This is a genomic window from Pseudomonas sp. 1L-E-NC-VB-C3 (genome assembly GCF_057291535.1).
The window spans coordinates 450,079-466,555 of sequence record NZ_JBXAWD010000002.1 but is presented as its reverse complement, the minus strand read 5'-3'; the positions used below and the strand labels follow the sequence as shown (position 1 = coordinate 466,555).

General features: G+C 58.5%; 14 protein-coding genes. 7 read left to right on the top strand and 7 right to left on the bottom strand.

Annotated features, from left to right (window positions below):
• The first annotated feature begins 157 nt into the window (after positions 1-157).
• From zapE to AC0Z5Z_RS05445, 3 genes are all read left to right on the top strand, one after another.
• Complete coding sequence (gene zapE / locus AC0Z5Z_RS05455) at positions 158-1,276, top strand: cell division protein ZapE (protein WP_485610823.1); 1,119 nt, start codon at positions 158-160, stop codon at positions 1,274-1,276.
• A gap of 17 nt (positions 1,277-1,293) precedes the next feature.
• Positions 1,294-1,875, top strand: a complete 582-nt coding sequence (locus tag AC0Z5Z_RS05450) for a DinB family protein (RefSeq protein WP_485610822.1) — start codon at positions 1,294-1,296, stop codon at positions 1,873-1,875.
• 118 nt (positions 1,876-1,993) lie between these two features.
• Positions 1,994-2,491, top strand: coding sequence for a GNAT family N-acetyltransferase (locus AC0Z5Z_RS05445; protein WP_485610821.1), 498 nt, complete (start codon positions 1,994-1,996; stop codon positions 2,489-2,491).
• A gap of 116 nt (positions 2,492-2,607) precedes the next feature.
• Here AC0Z5Z_RS05445 and AC0Z5Z_RS05440 read toward each other — a convergent pair whose 3' ends face one another.
• The 3 genes from AC0Z5Z_RS05440 to AC0Z5Z_RS05430 all read right to left on the bottom strand — a co-directional run bounded on the left by AC0Z5Z_RS05440 (position 2,608) and on the right by AC0Z5Z_RS05430 (position 5,131).
• Positions 2,608-2,817: a hypothetical protein gene (locus tag AC0Z5Z_RS05440; protein WP_130929900.1), complete on the bottom strand. Its 210-nt coding sequence runs from the start codon at positions 2,815-2,817 to the stop codon at positions 2,608-2,610.
• 177 nt (positions 2,818-2,994) lie between these two features.
• Complete coding sequence (locus AC0Z5Z_RS05435) at positions 2,995-4,737, bottom strand: phosphoethanolamine transferase CptA (RefSeq protein ID WP_256809778.1); 1,743 nt, start codon at positions 4,735-4,737, stop codon at positions 2,995-2,997.
• A 211-nt stretch (positions 4,738-4,948) separates the two neighbouring features.
• Entirely contained in the window at positions 4,949-5,131 is a 183-nt protein-coding gene (locus AC0Z5Z_RS05430; protein WP_016774671.1) for a DUF6026 family protein, read from the bottom strand.
• 275 nt (positions 5,132-5,406) lie between these two features.
• Between AC0Z5Z_RS05430 and gnd the strand changes: the two genes are divergently transcribed.
• The 3 genes from gnd to AC0Z5Z_RS05415 are packed head-to-tail and all read left to right on the top strand — an operon-like array spanning position 5,407 to position 8,725.
• Entirely contained in the window at positions 5,407-6,387 is a 981-nt protein-coding gene (gene gnd, locus AC0Z5Z_RS05425) for a phosphogluconate dehydrogenase (NAD(+)-dependent, decarboxylating) (RefSeq protein WP_095179978.1), read from the top strand.
• The gene (gene zwf / locus AC0Z5Z_RS05420; RefSeq protein ID WP_150635361.1) at positions 6,384-7,907 is read left to right on the top strand and encodes a glucose-6-phosphate dehydrogenase; all 1,524 of its coding nucleotides are present in this window, start codon (positions 6,384-6,386) and stop codon (positions 7,905-7,907) included. Before gnd ends, zwf begins: the two co-directional genes overlap by 4 nt.
• Positions 7,904-8,725, top strand: coding sequence for an HAD family hydrolase (locus tag AC0Z5Z_RS05415; RefSeq protein WP_375123689.1), 822 nt, complete (start codon positions 7,904-7,906; stop codon positions 8,723-8,725). The genes zwf and AC0Z5Z_RS05415 overlap by 4 nt, the downstream gene beginning before the upstream one ends.
• 160 nt (positions 8,726-8,885) lie before the next feature.
• Here AC0Z5Z_RS05415 and nhaB read toward each other — a convergent pair whose 3' ends face one another.
• The 3 genes from nhaB to AC0Z5Z_RS05400 form a co-directional block, all read right to left on the bottom strand.
• Positions 8,886-10,388, bottom strand: coding sequence for a sodium/proton antiporter NhaB (gene nhaB / locus AC0Z5Z_RS05410; protein ID WP_252878147.1), 1,503 nt, complete (start codon positions 10,386-10,388; stop codon positions 8,886-8,888).
• Positions 10,389-10,486: 98 nt separating this feature from the next.
• Positions 10,487-11,776 carry an NHL repeat-containing protein gene (locus AC0Z5Z_RS05405; RefSeq protein WP_485610820.1) on the bottom strand — a complete coding sequence of 430 codons (1,290 nt, stop codon included), beginning with the start codon at positions 11,774-11,776 and terminating at the stop codon, positions 10,487-10,489.
• A 264-nt stretch (positions 11,777-12,040) separates the two neighbouring features.
• Entirely contained in the window at positions 12,041-12,307 is a 267-nt protein-coding gene (locus tag AC0Z5Z_RS05400) for a hypothetical protein (protein WP_485610819.1), read from the bottom strand.
• A 523-nt stretch (positions 12,308-12,830) separates the two neighbouring features.
• On the opposite strand from AC0Z5Z_RS05400, the gene AC0Z5Z_RS05395 reads away from it, so the two are divergent.
• The gene (locus AC0Z5Z_RS05395; RefSeq protein WP_041479695.1) at positions 12,831-14,156 is read left to right on the top strand and encodes a sigma-54 dependent transcriptional regulator; all 1,326 of its coding nucleotides are present in this window, start codon (positions 12,831-12,833) and stop codon (positions 14,154-14,156) included.
• A 45-nt stretch (positions 14,157-14,201) separates the two neighbouring features.
• On the opposite strand, the gene AC0Z5Z_RS05390 is transcribed toward AC0Z5Z_RS05395, so the two are convergent.
• The gene (locus tag AC0Z5Z_RS05390) at positions 14,202-16,418 is read right to left on the bottom strand and encodes a hypothetical protein (RefSeq protein ID WP_485610818.1); all 2,217 of its coding nucleotides are present in this window, start codon (positions 16,416-16,418) and stop codon (positions 14,202-14,204) included.
• Positions 16,419-16,477: the final 59 nt, after the last annotated feature.

Here is a 16,477-nt window from a genome sequence, read left to right as displayed (position 1 = left end):
TTACTGCCTATGTGGGAGCGAGCCTGCTCGCGAAAGCGGTGGCTCAGTCTGCATCTCGGTGACTGACGAGCCGCCTTCGCGAGCAGGCTCGCTCCCACAATGATCGTCCACGCCCGTTAATCAGCAATGGCCAATCGCCCGTGGCATACTCCCGCGCATGACTTTCGACTCTCCCCTCAGTGCCTGGCAATACGCGGTCGACCACAAGGGTTTCATCCAGGATGAAGCCCAGGAACACGCAGTCTGGGCCTTGCAAAAATGCCATGAAGCCTTGCACGCCGGTGAGCCTTCGATCCGAGGCGTGTACCTGTGGGGGCCGGTCGGGCGCGGCAAGACCTGGCTGATGGATCAGTTCTATCAGACTCTGCGGGTGCCGGCGCGGCGTCAGCACTTTCATCACTTCATGGGCTGGGTACATCAGCGTTCGTTTCAACTCAGTGGCATCGCCGATCCGTTGCGCGCTTTGGCCAAAGAGCTGGCCGCTGAAGTGCGCGTGCTGTGCTTCGATGAACTGTTCGTCAATGACATCGGCGACGCGATCATTCTCGGCCGGCTGTTTCAGGTGATGTTCGAGGAAGGCGTAGTGGTGGTCTGCACGTCCAACCTGCCGCCTGATGATCTGTACGCGGACGGCTTCAATCGCGACCGTTTCACGCCGGCGATTGCGGCGATCAAGGCACACATGATAGTGGTTGCGGTGAATGGCGCCGAGGATCATCGCTTGCATCCCGGAGCGATTGAGCAGCGCTATTTTGTCAATGAAGCCGATTCACCGAGCGCACTGGGTGCCGTGTTCAAGTCGCTGGCTGCAGATGAGACTGTCAGCGAGGAGCCAGTCGCCGTGGGCCACCGCACACTCAACGTGGTGCGAGCCAGCGAATTCGTGCTGTGGTGCCGCTACAGCGCTCTGTGCGAACAACCTTTCGCCGCCATGGACTTCATTGCCCTGTGTGATCGCTACCGGGCTATTCTGTTGAGCGAAGTACCGAACCTCAGCGCACAAAAACGCGAAGGGCGCATTGCGCGGGGCACCGAAGATGGCGCTGAGCGCGTGGTCGCCGGTGACCGGGAATTGCCGCAGTTGTCGGTACATGACGATGGCGTTCGCCGCTTTATCGCGCTGGTCGACGAATGCTACGACCGCAAGGTGCCGCTGTACGTCGAGGCAAGCGTACCGATGGACGCGCTATACACCGAGGGCTATCTGGAATTCCCGTTCCGCCGCACCCTTAGCCGTTTGCAGGAGATGCAATTGCAGCGCTTCGCTGAAGCCTGAAAGAAGAGGGCACCGACATGAGTCAACCGCTGTCCCATCATTTGCTGACCATGGCCTATCAGAATGCATGGGCCAATCACCGCCTGGCCAAGGCCTGGACCCAGCTCGACACCACTGAACTGGCGGCGCCACGGGTGAGCTTCTTCCCCGGCATCCGCCTCACGCTCAATCACATCCTCACCTGCGACTGGTTCTACGTCGACGCGCTGGAGCGGGAATTGCGCGGTGACGAGCCACACCCTGATTGCTATGTTTTCTTCAATGCAGACGAGCCGTTTACCGAGGCTGCGGCGCTGCGTGCAGAACAGGCCCGCGTTGATCGCCGGCTGATCGCCTATTGCGAGCAACTGCGCGATGCCGACCTGTCGAGAATCGTCACCATCGCCCGTGACATGCCGCAACATGACAGCCGCCTGCGCATGCTCTCGCACCTGTTCGAGCACCAGCTCCATCATCGTGGCCAGGTGCACGCCATGCTCAGCGGCACGGCGGTCAAGCCACCGCAACTGGATGAATTTTTCTGTGTCGGCGAAAGCGCATTGCGTGCCGAAGATTTCGCCGAACTGGGCTGGACCGAAGAGCTGATCTGGGGCCACTGACCGCAAAAGATCGCAGCTTTTCAAGTTGCCCTCTCCGACGCACCCAAGCTAAGGTCCCCCCCCAGGCCTTTCAGCTAGCACCTTGCGCGCCGGGGCTTTTTGCTTATCGGGGATGGAAATGGATTCCGCAGAAATACTCGTACTTCAGGCCAGCTACAGCAACCCGGTGCACGGCGAAGCCATCGGCATCGTGCTCAACCACTACGCCGAAGATCCCATGGGCGGCGGTCATCCGATCGCGCCCGAACTGCTGCAACGCCTGCCCGAAGAGCTCGCCCGCCGCCCGCATGCCTTCAGCGTGCTGGCCTTCGTCGGCGGCGAACCGGCCGGGCTGGTCAACTGTTTTGAAGGCTTCTCCACTTTCGCCTGTAAACCGCTGGTCAACGTTCACGACGTCGCCGTGGTCGGTAAATTTCGCGGCCTGGGGCTCAGTCAGAAGATGCTGCAGAGGGTAGAAGAGATCGCCCGTCAGCGCGGCTGCTGCAAGATCACCCTGGAAGTGCTGGAAGGCAATGCGGTGGCGCAGGGTTCATATCGCAAATTCGGCTTTGCACCGGGGATGTTCAATCCAGATCACGGGCGGATGCTGTTCTGGATAAAGGATTTACAGGCCTGAAGGCTCCTCACCGCCAATCACCAACATAAAAAAAGGCGCCCCGATCAGGGCGCCTGAACTGTCATCTTCCGGGCCAGAGCGGAGCCACGGAAGGTCCATCGGTTGCTCGGTAAAGCTCAGTCGCGATAGGACTCGGTCACCTGCGCCGTCTGGTCAGCAGGGACGCGAATTTCTTTCGCACTGGCGTCGGCTTTCTGCTCGCTTTGCGCGTGCTGGACCGGGAAATTGTCGTAGTAATAACGCATGCGTTCGGCACCGCCTTCAGCGAAGGCGCTGGTGGAGCCGAGGGCGAGCAGGGTGGTGAGGATGATAGTGGTGGTTTTCATGGTGCCTCCTACTGAACAAGTGGGAGTCGGTTCGTCCGTGAAGCAAACCGCGAAAGAGAGTCTGCGTCGCGGCCATTAACAATCGGTTAACGCTGGTTCAGCGCAAATATTGCGGCGTATTACAGAAACAGCGCGGCCGATAGGCACAAAAAAGGGCCTTCTCGGCCCTTTGTCGTTTTACTTCTGCGCGACTTCCGCCGGAGCAGGGTGTTTGGGCTTCATCAAACTGAAGTCAATCAACGCGCGCCTCGGCGCCTGGTACGGGTCGCCAATCAACAGCTTGCGCGGTACAAAGCTGTCGCTGACCAGGCTTTTGCTGCGATCCAGTTCATCGGAACTCAACCCGGCCAGATCCGCCCAAGTGTGAATGAGTTGCGAGCTGCTGTACGGGCGGCTGAGGTCGCCGGCGAAGTTCCAGTCGTGGTTTTCCTTCCACTTCGGCGAGGCCCAGGCCATGAACGGGATGGTGTACATCGGCGCGGTCGGTTTGTTTTCGTTGCGGCCCAGCGTGCCGTGACCGGCGGAGTCGAAGACATCTTCACCGTGGTCGGACAGGTACAGCAGGAAGCCATTCGGGTCGGTCTTGGCGTAGTCCTTGATCAGGCTCGAGACTACGAAGTCGTTGTACAGCACCGCGTTGTCATAGCTGTTGTAGGTGGGTACCTGATCGTCACGCACGCCAGCCGGAACGCCCTGGCGATCCTTGAACTTGTCGAACGTCGGCGGATATCGGTACTGGTAGCTCATGTGCGTGCCGAGCAGATGCACGACGATCAGCTTGCGCGGCGCCGCATCGGCCAGCGCCTTGTTGAACGGCTCGATGACGTCGCCATCGTATTGCGCCGAGTTCTGGTTGCGGTTGTTGTTCAGGTACACCTGCTCGTCGGCCTGTTCGGAGAAGGTCGTGAGCATGGTGTTGCGCTTGGTCATGGTCTGCTGGTTGGTGATCCAGAACGTCTTGTAACCGGCCTGTTTCATCACGCTGACCAGCGATGGCGTCGACAGGTACAGGTCGGGGTTCTGCTCGTCAGCGAAGGTCAGCACTTGCTGCAGCGCTTCGATGGTGTACGGGCGCGGGGTGATGACGTTGTCGAAGATCGCCAGTTGATCCTTGAGTTTGTCCAGTTCCGGCGTGGTGTTGCGCGGATAACCGTAGAGGCTCATGCGCTGGCGGTTGGTCGATTCACCGATGACCAGCACCAGCGTCGCCGGTTGCCCGGCCGAGGCGTCCTTGAGGTTTTTCAGCGGCGGGATCTTGCTGGCACTGTCGAGCATGCCTTGCATGTCCCCCAGCGTTTCCAGATAGCGGTGATACGCCACGGCCATCTGCCACGGCACGGCGGGCTCGATGCGGGTTTCGAATTTCTCGAAGCCTTCGGCGAAATTGCCCATGCGCATGGTTTGTTTGATCAGCGGGTAGCCGGCGACGGCGATCACGATTGCGGTGGCTGCAACCAGTGCGCGACCACGGGGCATGTACACCGGGCGCAGCCGCGTCCACAGAAAGTAGGCGAACGCGGTATGGGCGAGGAACGCCGGGATCATCCACCAGGCGAAATACTGCGTCATGTACTCGCCCGCTTCCGACACGTTCGACTCGAACATGATGAAGATGACGCTCTGCGAGAATTCCTGCTGATAAATGAAGAAGTAACCCAGGCTGGCCATCGAGCAAGCCCACAGCACCACACCGATGATTGCCGCAAGCAGACGCGTCTGTTTGGGGAACAGCAGCATCGGCGCCAGCCACAGCGCGCTCATCACGAATGCCTGACGAAATCCCGTGAAACCAGACGTGCCGGTCAGCTGGATCAGCAGTTGAGTGATGCCCGAGAAGTACCAGAAGAAGACGAACAACCAGATGAATCCGGCCCAGTCGAAACCGGTCGCAGTCGTTTTGCTGCGTTTGAACAATGCCATTCAGCGCTCCAGCTCAATCATCAGACCCACGCCGGAAACGCTTCCATGACACCGACGAACAGAGGCCGTACACGCAGGCACGGCCAGAATGGGGCGAAGTATCCCCAAGGGCTTGTGAAAGATTTGTTAAGCGCCGCTGTTGGTGTGTATCAAGCGGTCAGAGGTGCAACGTGTCGGGAACGACGAGGGCCGTTCCCGAAGCAGGCGGGGATCAGGCGTGGGGTGCGCGCTGCACAACCGGACGCGGTTGCGGCTGCGAGCCCTGGGTCAGTGCGCGCAATTGCGCCAATTCGTGCTTCAACTGGTCGCGCTCGTCTTTCAACTGGCGCAATTCATCGCGACGGATCGTAACGTAGAGGGTTTGTGGCGGCATTGCTGTATGTACTGTGCCCATTGCTCACCTCGCAAATGGCGTGCATCAACTGTAAGTCACTCCTCGTTTTGAGGCGCTTGACTTACTATCGGCGCCAATTTTGATTTCTTTTGCCCTGGAAGGGAACTTTTTTATTTTTCATGGTCGGTGTGTCTTCGGCAGGATTCGGGGCGTTATCACTCTGGATCGGGCACAATGCCCGGAAACTTCATCGCAACGCTCTGGACTAACCTCCATCAGTCGCGTTGGGCTATAACCAATGACACACATTTATTTGTAGTAAGGAGCATCAGCACATGCAACTCGGGATTATTGGACTGGGCCGCATGGGCGGCAATATTGCGCGACGTCTGATGCTCAACGGGCACACCACCGTTGTTTACGACCGCAATACCGCTTTCATCGATAACCTGGTCGCCGAGGGCTCCACCGGCGTCGCCGACTTGCCAGCACTGGTTGCCGGCCTCGACAAGCCGCGTGCTGTCTGGGTCATGCTGCCGGCTGGCGCGCCGACCGAAGACACCATCAACACCCTGAGCGAACTGCTCGAACCCGGCGATACCATCATCGACGGCGGCAACACCAACTATAAGGACGACATTCGCCGGGCCAAAACGCTGAACGACAAGGGCCTGCACTACATCGACGTCGGCACCTCCGGCGGCGTCTGGGGCCTGGAACGCGGTTATTGCATGATGATCGGTGGCGATGCCGAAACCGTGCAGCGTCTCGATCCGCTGTTCGCCGCACTGGCGCCGGGCATGGGCGACATTCCGCGCACCAAGGATCGCAAGTCCGATGACCACCGTGCCGAGCACGGTTACATCCACGCCGGTCCCGCCGGCGCCGGGCACTTCGTGAAGATGATTCACAACGGCATCGAGTACGGCATGATGGCCGCGTTCGCCGAGGGCTTCGACATCCTCAAGACCAAATCCAGCGAACGCCTGCCGGAAGATCAGCGATTTGATCTGAACGTGGCCGATATCGCTGAAGTCTGGCGTCGTGGCAGCGTGGTTTCGTCCTGGCTGCTGGACCTGACTGCCGACGCACTGGCCAGCGATCCGAAGCTCGACGGTTTCTCCGGTTCCGTGGCTGACAGCGGCGAAGGCCAATGGACCATCGAAGCGGCCATGGAGCAAGCAGTGCCAGTACCGGTGCTTTCCAACTCGCTGTTCTCCCGTTACCGCTCGCGCGGGCAGGGCACCTTCGGTGACAAGATCCTGTCGGCACAACGCTTCGGCTTCGGCGGCCACGTGGAGACCGCGAAAAAATGACCCGTACGATCCGCAGAAAATCCAAGGCAGAACCCGCACCACCGACCACGCTGTTCCTGTTCGGTGCCCACGGCGACCTGGTCAAGCGCCTGCTCATGCCGGCGCTGTACAACCTCAGTCGCGACGGTCTGCTCGACGAAAACCTGCGGATCGTCGGCGTTGATCACAACGCCATTACCGATGAAGCCTTTGCGCAGAAGCTCGAAGACTTCATCCGTACCGAAGTGGCGGCGAAGGTCGGCAAGGGCGATCAGATGCTTGATCCGGTCTTGTGGGCCAAGCTCGCCAAAGGCATCAGCTACGTCCAGGGCGACTTCCTGGACGACAGCACTTATTCAGCCCTGGCGGCGAAAATCGCCGACAGCGGCACCGGCAATGCGGTGTTCTACCTGGCCACCGCGCCACGATTTTTCAGTGAAGTGGTGCGCCGCCTCGGCAGCGCCGGTTTGCTTGAAGAAACTCCCGAAGCGTTCAGAAGAGTGGTGATCGAGAAGCCGTTCGGCTCCGACCTGCAGACCGCCGAAGCCTTGAACGCGTGCCTGCTCAAGGTCATGAGCGAGAAGCAGATCTACCGCATCGACCATTACCTGGGCAAGGAAACCGTGCAGAACATTCTGGTCAGCCGGTTCTCCAACAGCCTGTTCGAAGCGTTCTGGAACAATCATTACATCGACCACGTGCAGATCACCGCGGCGGAAACCGTCGGTGTGGAAACCCGTGGCAGCTTTTACGAACACACCGGCGCATTGCGTGACATGGTGCCCAATCACCTGTTCCAGCTGTTGGCCATGGTCGCCATGGAACCTCCCGCTGCTTTCGGCGCTGACGCGGTGCGCGGCGAGAAAGCCAAAGTGGTCGGGGCGATTCGTCCCTGGTCGACAGAGGAGGCCCGGGCCAACTCGGTGCGCGGCCAGTACAGCGCCGGCGAGCGCGATGGCCAGCCATTGAAGGGTTATCGCGAAGAAGCCAACGTGTCGCCCGACAGCACCACGGAAACCTACGTCGCGCTCAAGGTGATGATCGACAACTGGCGCTGGGTCGGCGTGCCGTTCTATCTGCGCACCGGCAAGCGCATGAGCGTGCGCGACACCGAAATCGTCATCTGCTTCAAACCGGCGCCGTACGCACAGTTCCGCGACACCGAAGTCGACGAGTTGCAGCCGACTTATCTGCGCATCCAGATCCAGCCAAACGAAGGCATGTGGTTCGACTTGCTGGCCAAGCGGCCCGGGCCGGCGCTGAATATGGCGAACATCGAGTTGGGCTTTGCCTACAAGGACTTCTTCGAGATGCAGCCTTCCACCGGCTACGAAACCTTGATCTACGACTGCCTGACCGGTGATCAGACGCTGTTCCAGCGTGCCGACAACATCGAGAACGGTTGGCGAGCCGTGCAGCCTTTCCTTGATGCCTGGCAGCAGGATGCGAGCGTCGAGACGTATGCGGCTGGCGAAGATGGCCCGCAAGCAGCCGAAGATCTCCTGACTCGCGATGGTCGCGTCTGGCATGGCCTGGGATGAGTGATTTGCCGAAACAACCCATACGTTTTCTGCTCAGCGACATGGACGGCACGCTGTTGCTGCCGGATCACACGCTGAACCAACGTACCATCGAAGCCGTGCGCTCGCTGCGCGATGCCGGCGTGCTGTTCAGCCTCGCCAGCGGCCGCCCGCCGAAAGCCATGTTGCAGCAGATCGAGGCGCTAGGCGTTGATCTGCCGACAGCGGCGTTCAATGGCGGCACCATCGTCAAAGCGGACGGCACTTTGTTGGCTGCGCATTATTTGCCGGCGACCACAGCGCTGATCGCACTGGCACTGTTTGCCGATCAACCGGAGGTGGAAATCTGGGTGTTCAGCGGCGGCGACTGGCTGCTCAAGGACCCGCACGGGCCGATGGTCCCACGTGAACAGAGTGGCCTCGGCTATCCGCCGGTGGTGGTCGAGAGTTTTGAACCGTATCTGGAGCGCATCGACAAGATCGTCGCTACCAGCAACAACACTGAGTTGCTGATTGAGCTGGAGGCGCAGCTCCTGCCCAAGGTCAACGGCATGGCGCAAGTGTCGCGCTCGCAGCCGGTGTATCTCGACGTTACGGCGCTTGAGGCCAACAAAGGCACGGCATTGACGACCATCGCCGAATACCTCGGCGTGCCGCTGGAGCAAACCGCTGTCATCGGCGACGGCGGCAACGACCCGGCGATGTTCAAATGCGCTGGCTTTTCGATTGCCATGGGCCAGGCGGAAGAGGCGGTGAAGCACCAGGCTGATGTCGTTACAGCGCCAAACACTGAAGACGGCGTGGTCCTGGCGATCGAGAAATACATCCTCACGCACTGACCCAACACCAAAACCAATGTGGGAGCGAGCCTGCTCGCGAAGGCGGTGTGTCATTCAACAGATTCGTTGCCTGACACGACCTCTTCGCGAGCAGGCTCGCTCCCACAGGTTTTCGCGGCGCGTGCAAACCCCGGTAACCCACAGGTTTATTCAGTGTTGCTTAGAGCCAATAGCTCACCGCATACCAGCCAAGCAGTCCCATCACCACGGTATACGGCACCGCCATCCACACCATGCGCCCGTATGACAACCGCACCAGCGGTGCAATCGCCGAGGTCAGCAGGAACAGAAACGCTGCCTGACCATTCGGTGTCGCCACGCTCGGCAGGTTGGTGCCGGTATTGATCGCAATCGCCAATGTCTCGAAGTGCTCGCGAGTCATGTGCCCGGCGAGAAAAGCCTGTTTCACTTCGGTAATGTAAATGGTCGCAACGAATACGTTGTCGCTGATCGCCGAGAGCAAGCCGTTGGCGATGAACAACATGCCCGGCTGTTGATCCATCGGCAGCGCCAACACCCACTCGATCAGTGGGACGAACAGATGCTGATCGTGAATGACCGCCACCACGGCAAAAAACACCACCAGCAGCGCGGTAAACGGCATGGCGTCCTTGAACGCGCTGCCCAGGCGATGCTCGTCGGTGATCCCGGTAAACGCGGTGATCAATACGATCACCATCAATCCGATCAGGCCGACTTCAGCCAGGTGAAACGCCAGGCAACCAATCAGAATCAGTGCCGCCGCACCTTGCACCAGCAGCGCCGCCGTCTGACGAGGCGTGCGTTTGGCGTTGTCCTCGGCAGCGTAGTTGGCCAACACAGCGCGGACGTTGTCCGGCAGCAGCGTGCCGTATCCGAACCAGCGCAGCTTCTCCAGCAGCACGCAAGTAACCAGACCCGCCACCAGTACCGGCAGCGATACCGGGGCAACCTTGGTGAAGAACTCACCGAAATGCCAGCCCATCTCATGACCGATCAGCAGGTTCTGCGGCTCACCGACCAAGGTGCAAACCCCACCGAGCGCTGTTCCCACTGCGCCATGCATCAACAGGCTGCGCAGGAATGCGCGGAATTGATTCAAGTCGTCATGGTGTCGCGACGGTAAATGCTGATCGTCAGCGAATTCGCTGTCCTTGCGTGGATCATTGCCCGACGCGACGCGGTGATACACCGAGTAGAAGCCGACAGCCGCACTGATGATCACCGCCGTCACGGTCAGCGCATCAAGAAATGCCGAAAGAAATGCCGACAAGAAGCAGAACATCAGCGCCAGAATTGCTTTCGAGCGCACGCCCAACAGCAGGCGCGAGAAGAGAAACAGCAGCAGATCTTTCATGAAGTAGATGCCAGCGACCATGAACATCAGCAGCAGGATCACCGGAAAGTTGTGTAGCAACTCATCGTAAAGCGCTTGCGGCGTGGTCATCTTCAACAGCAACGCTTCAATCAACAGCAGGCCGCCGGGCATCAACGGATAACACTTGAGGGCCATGGCCAGGGTGAAGATGAATTCGATCACCAGCAACCAGCCTGCGGCGACCGGGCCGATGGTGAACAGCACCACGGCGTTGAGAATGAGAAAACCGACGATGGTCGCCTTGTACCAGCGTGGCGATTGCCCGAGGAAGTTGTGCGCGAACGCCTGGGCGATTGAACCGGACATCGGCTGCTCCTTTTATTTAGAAGCGCGAAAGTTGCCGGATGTTTCAGGGAAGATCAAGTCGCCGATAACCTCGATCCTCATGTCGGCTGTTGAATGCTCTATGGATTCAGATAACGCGCAACCATTGCCCGGTAGTTGCCATCCAGCGAATAGCCACCTACCACAATCGCCCCGTCAGTATGTACGGTCAGTGAATTGGCGGTATCGAGACTTCGCCCCAGTCGCGTGCGCAACCAGCCATGGCCCTCACCGAACGCTGGATCAAGGCTGCCATCGAGTTGATAGCGCGCCACCATGAAGTCAGCTTCGACTCCGCCGATGGTCGCGCCCACGGCGACGATGCGGCCGTCGCTCATTTGCTGGGCGGCGTTCCATTGGCATCCGCTGGGGCCGATGTCCAACACCTGTGGCTGGCCATGATGACAGTGCAGGTCCGGTCGACCGTTGGCGTGCAGGACAAACGTCAAACAGCGGATTGGATCGCGGCTGCTGCCGAAGCAATAAAGCCTGTCGTCGGACTCAATAATCTGGCTGACCTGAGCGCTGTTGCCGTGAGCCTTGAAGGCCATGAAGCCATCGACGGCGAAGCGCTCGTCCAGGCTGCCATCGGGCCGATACACCGCCAGCAGGCCTTGCTGAGGAAAGTCGATGGAACCTGCGACGACGATGCGCCCATCCTCCTTCAACAACAGCGTGCTCAGCCAGGTATTGAGCAGCAGGTGGCGGACCACTACAAATCCGCGTCCGTTGAATGATTCGTCGAGAAATCCATCGGGTTGCAGGCGGATCAATATGCCGGCGTGGTCGGCAAGGCTGAAATGATGGTTGGCGATCAGCAGAATACGGCCGTCTTCCTCCACCACAAAGTCACAGGCTTCGACGCCAGGCACGCCCGGCGGCAACCAGTTGTCGCGGGTGCCCATGGACAGCTCGCCGGGCAGTCGCACCACCTGGAAACCGTCATCGCCGAAGAATCGGTCTGGCTGGCCGTTGGCATCGAACAGGGCGAGGGCGGGCAGGGTGCGTTGGGTGTCTTCATAATGCAGGCCGGCCAGCAGAATCTTGCCGTCGGCTAACACCTGAACCTTGCCGGCCTTGGCTTCGAAACCCTCGACGAAACTGCCGATCACGCTGCCCTGAAAGCCGAACGACAAATCCGCCGAACCATCGGCCAGCAGCCGCGCGAGGCCAAAACGACTCCCCTTGGATGTACCGACCTTGGCGGCGACCAGAATCCGACCCTGTGCATCGAGCGTGACATGTTGGGTCTGGCTGGACAAACTGCCGGCAAAGTACACCTGCCCAACACCGCCAATGGCGAATGTCGGGTCGAGCGAACCGGGGGCGGTCCATGCAGTAGGCAGCGCGTAAGGGCTCAGGGTGGACATGCACGCGTCTCCTTGTGCCTGAGCCGATACCCAGTGGTTGGGAGGCTGACTGCACGAGCGAAACATTCAATCCCTGAACCGCGAGAAGTACAACTGGGGGAACTAACAGAAGGACGGTCGCACTGTGCCAGAACAGTGTCTTGTTGAACCACTCGCAAGCGAGCCAAGTACTTTCGATGAAACGGCACTGCAACTACGTTGATTGTTCGACTACGCATACAACAAGGGCGGATGACTTTAACGTCATCCGCCCTTGTTCGGTAATCAGTGTGGCATCGACCACGATTGCAGTGTGTGGCCGTCTTCGCTGAGCTCAGCGCGGGCCTGCTGCAGCAGTTGTTCGAGTTGCGCCGGGTCAGAGTAGGCGCTGCTCGGGATCTGTTTGCGACCGATGTGGGAGTAGGTGCGGTCGACGACGGTCAGGCTCAGTTCGCCATTGCCGTCTTGTGGCGCCCAGGCCACGCATTGAAAAGGCTTGAACGCGTGGTTGGCAATCAAAAGAGCTTCGTTGATACGCAGCGGGGCAGTCATGGGGTCTTCTCTCTATTGGCGCCCAATCAAATGATGTGCCGTCGGTTGGGCTTACCGTGCGGCGGGTTACTTGTACTGATGCACGCAACCGGGGGGCGGGTCACACGTGAAACAAAGAAATTTCAGATTCTTTACATAACGTAAGTTCGTTTCGTTAAACCTGCACATGTCCGAACACCGCGCTGAATTCACCCCTCACCCCAGCCCTCTCCCCGAGGAGAGGGAGCCGAGTTGTGGGCTTTTCAAACTCGAGTTCGGCTCGGTCTTTTAGATCGGCTGACCTCGCGTAAACACCTCGATCAGTTCCCTCTCCCTCGGGAGAGGGCTAGGGTGAGGGGCCGCTCTTGGATTCACCGCAAATAGTCGATAGCTAACTAACAACCAACTTTCTTATAACTCTTTTAATACCCAGCCTATAAGCAATCGGTACAAGCCCCCGTCAAAATCTTGCTAGTGTTACAACCGGGTCTGCCAAATGACTGTTTTTACGATCATTTATCAAATTTGGCGCCAAGGAACAGTCATGAGCGAAGCGCCTGCATCGAGACGTTTACTGGTGGTCGATCCCTGCGACGACTGTTATCGCCTGTTGCCCGGATTGCGCGCTGTGGGTTGGGATGTCGACAGTTGTAATCTGGAAAACGCCGCATCCCGGGCCTGCGATGTCGGCCTGCTGCGTTTGCAGCCCTACCACCTGGAACGACCCGAAGCCGTCAAAGAGCTGATCAGCCGCAGCGGCACCGAATGGATCGCTGTGCTCAATCAGGAAGTCCTGCGCTTGCAGAACGTTGGCGATTTCGTTTGTGAATGGTTCTTCGACTTCCACACCTTGCCCTTCGACGTTTCCCGCGTACAGGTTACCCTCGGCCGCGCCTTCGGCATGGCACGCCTGCGCGGGCAGGGTACGATTCATGTCGATCAGCCGGAGCACGAACTGCTCGGCGACAGCAAGCCGATCCGCGAACTGCGCAAACTGCTGAGCAAACTGGCCCCGACCGAATCGCCCGTGCTGATTCGCGGCGAAAGCGGCACCGGCAAGGAACTCGTCGCGCGCACCCTGCACCGCCAATCCCAGCGCCACAACAAACCGTTCGTAGCGATCAACTGCGGGGCGATCCCAGAGCATTTGATTCAGTCCGAATTGTTTGGCCACGAAAAAGGCGCGTTCACCGGCGCGCACCAGCGCAAGGTCGGACGCATCGAAGCGGCCAATGGCGGCACGTTGTTCCTCGACGAAATCGGCGACCTGCCGCTGGAATTGCAGGCCAATCTCCTGCGCTTTCTGCAGGAAAAGCATATTGAACGGGTAGGGGGCAGTCAGCCGATACCGGTCGATGTGCGCGTGCTGGCCGCAACCCACGTTGACCTGGAAGCAGCAATCGAGAAGAAGCGCTTTCGTGAAGACCTTTATTACAGGCTCAACGTCCTGCAAGTGGTCACAGCGCCGTTGCGTGAACGTCATGGCGATCTGTCGATGCTGGCCAACCACTTTTCGCACTTCTACAGCCACGAAACCGGGCGCCGGCCAAGAAGCTTCAGCGAAGATGCGTTGATTGCCATGGGCAAGCACGACTGGCCGGGCAATGTGCGCGAGCTGGCTAACCGGGTCAGGCGTGGGTTGGTGTTGGCGGAGGGCCGCCAGATCGAGGCGCGGGATTTAGGGTTGATCAGTCAGCATTCCATCGCCACGCCGATGGGCACGCTGGAAGACTACAAGACCCGGGCGGAACGGCAGGCGTTGTGTGATGTGTTGAACCGGCACAGTGATAATTTGAGTGTGGCCGCGAAAGTCCTCGGAGTTTCGCGGCCTACTTTTTATCGGTTGTTGCATAAGCATCAGATTAGGTGATGCTCAGTAATGCAAGAAATTGCGAAATACAGGTCTAGATAATGGTTATAATTTTTTCAATCTCAGATTCTTTAAGTGGATAGGCCTTCCGTACCCTTCTACAAGAAAGGACAGTAAAAGAATGTTCGGCGTTAGAGATTCCACCACATTAAACCTCACTGTTCTTGATTGCCATAAATCAGATGCAGCCAATTCTTCCCCGAGCACTGACTGACCATTTTGCTTAAAGACTATGATTTTAGAGTTGGGCGTGCGGTAATCAAAACTAAACTCAAATCCAGCGCCGGTATCGATCTTCTGATAACACTTAGAGATATAGGCGGTATTGTGGGCCGGATTCTGATGATTTGGGATGGACTCAACAAAATATTCATCTTCAGAAAGTAATATCTTAGATGACTCGTTCCCGGTGGAATGCGCCCAATGATTCCAGTCATAGCCATCAAACGTAGTCAAATCATCCAACCCAGCCTTGACCCCATAACTCCTCACCCGACACGCCACCGCGTCAGTCTCAACCGCCCCCGCATGCAATCCCACCTTCAATACAACAGCCAACTTCGAATCAGCCTTACACCCGCGCAACCACTCCACCTCAGCCAAATAATCAAGCCCCCCTCCCTGATCATGCGCCGCCCCGACAAACTGCTCCTTGACGCGCTCTCCACCACTCGTGAACGTCTCCACATACCTTAACCAGATCGGTAATCCCGCCTGCTGAAATGGCCAAGCCTCACACAAAACCTTCGTGTCATCGTTGAGCATTCCAACATCCAGCACCTCACCATCAAAACCCTCAAGTTTCGGCATCGGCATGCTCGATTGCAGCAACTCGCCAATCAACAACGTCACGCTCTGCACAGGCGTCGGCTGGCCATTGACGATCAAGTTGTATTTCAATTCCACACTGCGCTGCAGATTTGCCCCGGTGATAGAAGAATCGATATCGAATTGCACTTTCGACTGTCCCGCCACCGGCTTGTGCTGGGGAGGCACTGAGCCGGCGCCGGGTCCGCCGGCGATTTCCAGTTGCACTTCGTGATTGGCGCCAAACGTCGAAGTGTCAAACACCACGGTAAATCCGCTTTGATGCAGATTCGGGTTCAGCCTGTAATCGGGCGCCTGCACAACCGTTGGCGGTTTCAACTGACTGGCTTCGCCGGTGACCGCGATCACAATGTCATTGGAGGGGCGCGCAGGTGCGCCGGCGCGCAGCAGCTGAAAGCCGACCTTGGCCGAACCGTTGACGATCGCTGTGATCTTGTCGTTCGGGATCGGGAAGTCGTGATGGCCGGGCACGCTGTCGACAGTTTTTTCCAGCGGGCCGACGGTCACGGGCTGTCCTCCAGACGTCGTGCCGGACCAGGTCAGGACGACCTTGTCACCAGCCTGGTAGTCGGGGCCTGTGAAGTAAACCCGGGCAGCGGCATCGCTCGTGCCCAGTACCTTCAGGTCGATGGTGGTGACGTTCTGGCCGTTGACCCAGATCGTCGGCGCCGGCAAGCGATTGTTCAGATCCACCGAGACGTAAGTGATTTTCGCCCACCGCGCCTTCGGATCCGGCAGATTACCCACCCGGTCGACGACCTGATAGCTCACTTCGATATTGTTGCCGTTGCCTTGCGCCCTGATGACGTCCTCGGTGAAGGTAGCGAAGATCGGATGGTTGACCGGATCGTCGATCTGCTCTCTGGTGACCGGGTAGTACGTCACCACCTGATCACCCCAACGGCACCGAATGGTGTCGAAGATGGCGATGTTCTCATAGGGTACGATGTTCATGCGGATTCCCCGCCGGGCCAAATCCTCATTCACGCCATTGGACGGATCCGGACTAAGCGTATAGATCAGGCCGGAGTTGCCTTCTTCGCTGTCGCTATCGGTGCCACCTGGTTGTGTGAGTTGGACCCACACACGCCGTACCGGCTCGGAGCTAACCGGGTCCTGACCCAAGCGCTGTACGGTGTAAACGATCAGTGCTTCGCCATTGGTGACTTGACCCTTGGGGACTTTGAATTCGAGCCGCTTATTCAAGTTGCTTTCATCGACCGGAATTGTCCCAACCTCCACGCCATCAAAATACATTTTACAGTTGTCATACATCGCCATCCCTACCCACGGATCTACGATGATCAGCAAATCATTTTCGACGGTCTCGAGCGAAATGCCACCGTCGTAGCCCCCATCCTTCAAAACGGCCTGTTTCAAAACAAAGGGTGGATTCAGAGCGAGAATGCGGTTTTCATCCGGCGTCTGGTTCATGTCGATGCTCCATTACGGCCTGTTGCACGGTGCGAGGCGCTGGAGTCATGTAAGCGGAT

Excerpts from the sequence above, each read along its gene's own strand:
- zapE (WP_485610823.1), top strand. The coding sequence starts at position 158 with ATGACTTTCGACTCTCCCCTCAGTGCCTGGCAATACGCGGTCGACCAC.
- AC0Z5Z_RS05450 (WP_485610822.1), top strand. The coding sequence starts at position 1,294 with ATGAGTCAACCGCTGTCCCATCATTTGCTGACCATGGCCTATCAGAAT.
- AC0Z5Z_RS05445 (WP_485610821.1), top strand. The coding sequence starts at position 1,994 with ATGGATTCCGCAGAAATACTCGTACTTCAGGCCAGCTACAGCAACCCG.
- AC0Z5Z_RS05440 (WP_130929900.1), bottom strand. The coding sequence starts at position 2,817 with ATGAAAACCACCACTATCATCCTCACCACCCTGCTCGCCCTCGGCTCC.
- AC0Z5Z_RS05435 (WP_256809778.1), bottom strand. The coding sequence starts at position 4,737 with ATGGCATTGTTCAAACGCAGCAAAACGACTGCGACCGGTTTCGACTGG.
- AC0Z5Z_RS05430 (WP_016774671.1), bottom strand. The coding sequence starts at position 5,131 with ATGGGCACAGTACATACAGCAATGCCGCCACAAACCCTCTACGTTACG.
- gnd (WP_095179978.1), top strand. The coding sequence starts at position 5,407 with ATGCAACTCGGGATTATTGGACTGGGCCGCATGGGCGGCAATATTGCG.
- zwf (WP_150635361.1), top strand. The coding sequence starts at position 6,384 with ATGACCCGTACGATCCGCAGAAAATCCAAGGCAGAACCCGCACCACCG.
- AC0Z5Z_RS05415 (WP_375123689.1), top strand. The coding sequence starts at position 7,904 with ATGAGTGATTTGCCGAAACAACCCATACGTTTTCTGCTCAGCGACATG.
- nhaB (WP_252878147.1), bottom strand. The coding sequence starts at position 10,388 with ATGTCCGGTTCAATCGCCCAGGCGTTCGCGCACAACTTCCTCGGGCAA.
- AC0Z5Z_RS05405 (WP_485610820.1), bottom strand. The coding sequence starts at position 11,776 with ATGTCCACCCTGAGCCCTTACGCGCTGCCTACTGCATGGACCGCCCCC.
- AC0Z5Z_RS05400 (WP_485610819.1), bottom strand. The coding sequence starts at position 12,307 with ATGACTGCCCCGCTGCGTATCAACGAAGCTCTTTTGATTGCCAACCAC.
- AC0Z5Z_RS05395 (WP_041479695.1), top strand. The coding sequence starts at position 12,831 with ATGAGCGAAGCGCCTGCATCGAGACGTTTACTGGTGGTCGATCCCTGC.
- AC0Z5Z_RS05390 (WP_485610818.1), bottom strand. The coding sequence starts at position 16,418 with ATGAACCAGACGCCGGATGAAAACCGCATTCTCGCTCTGAATCCACCC.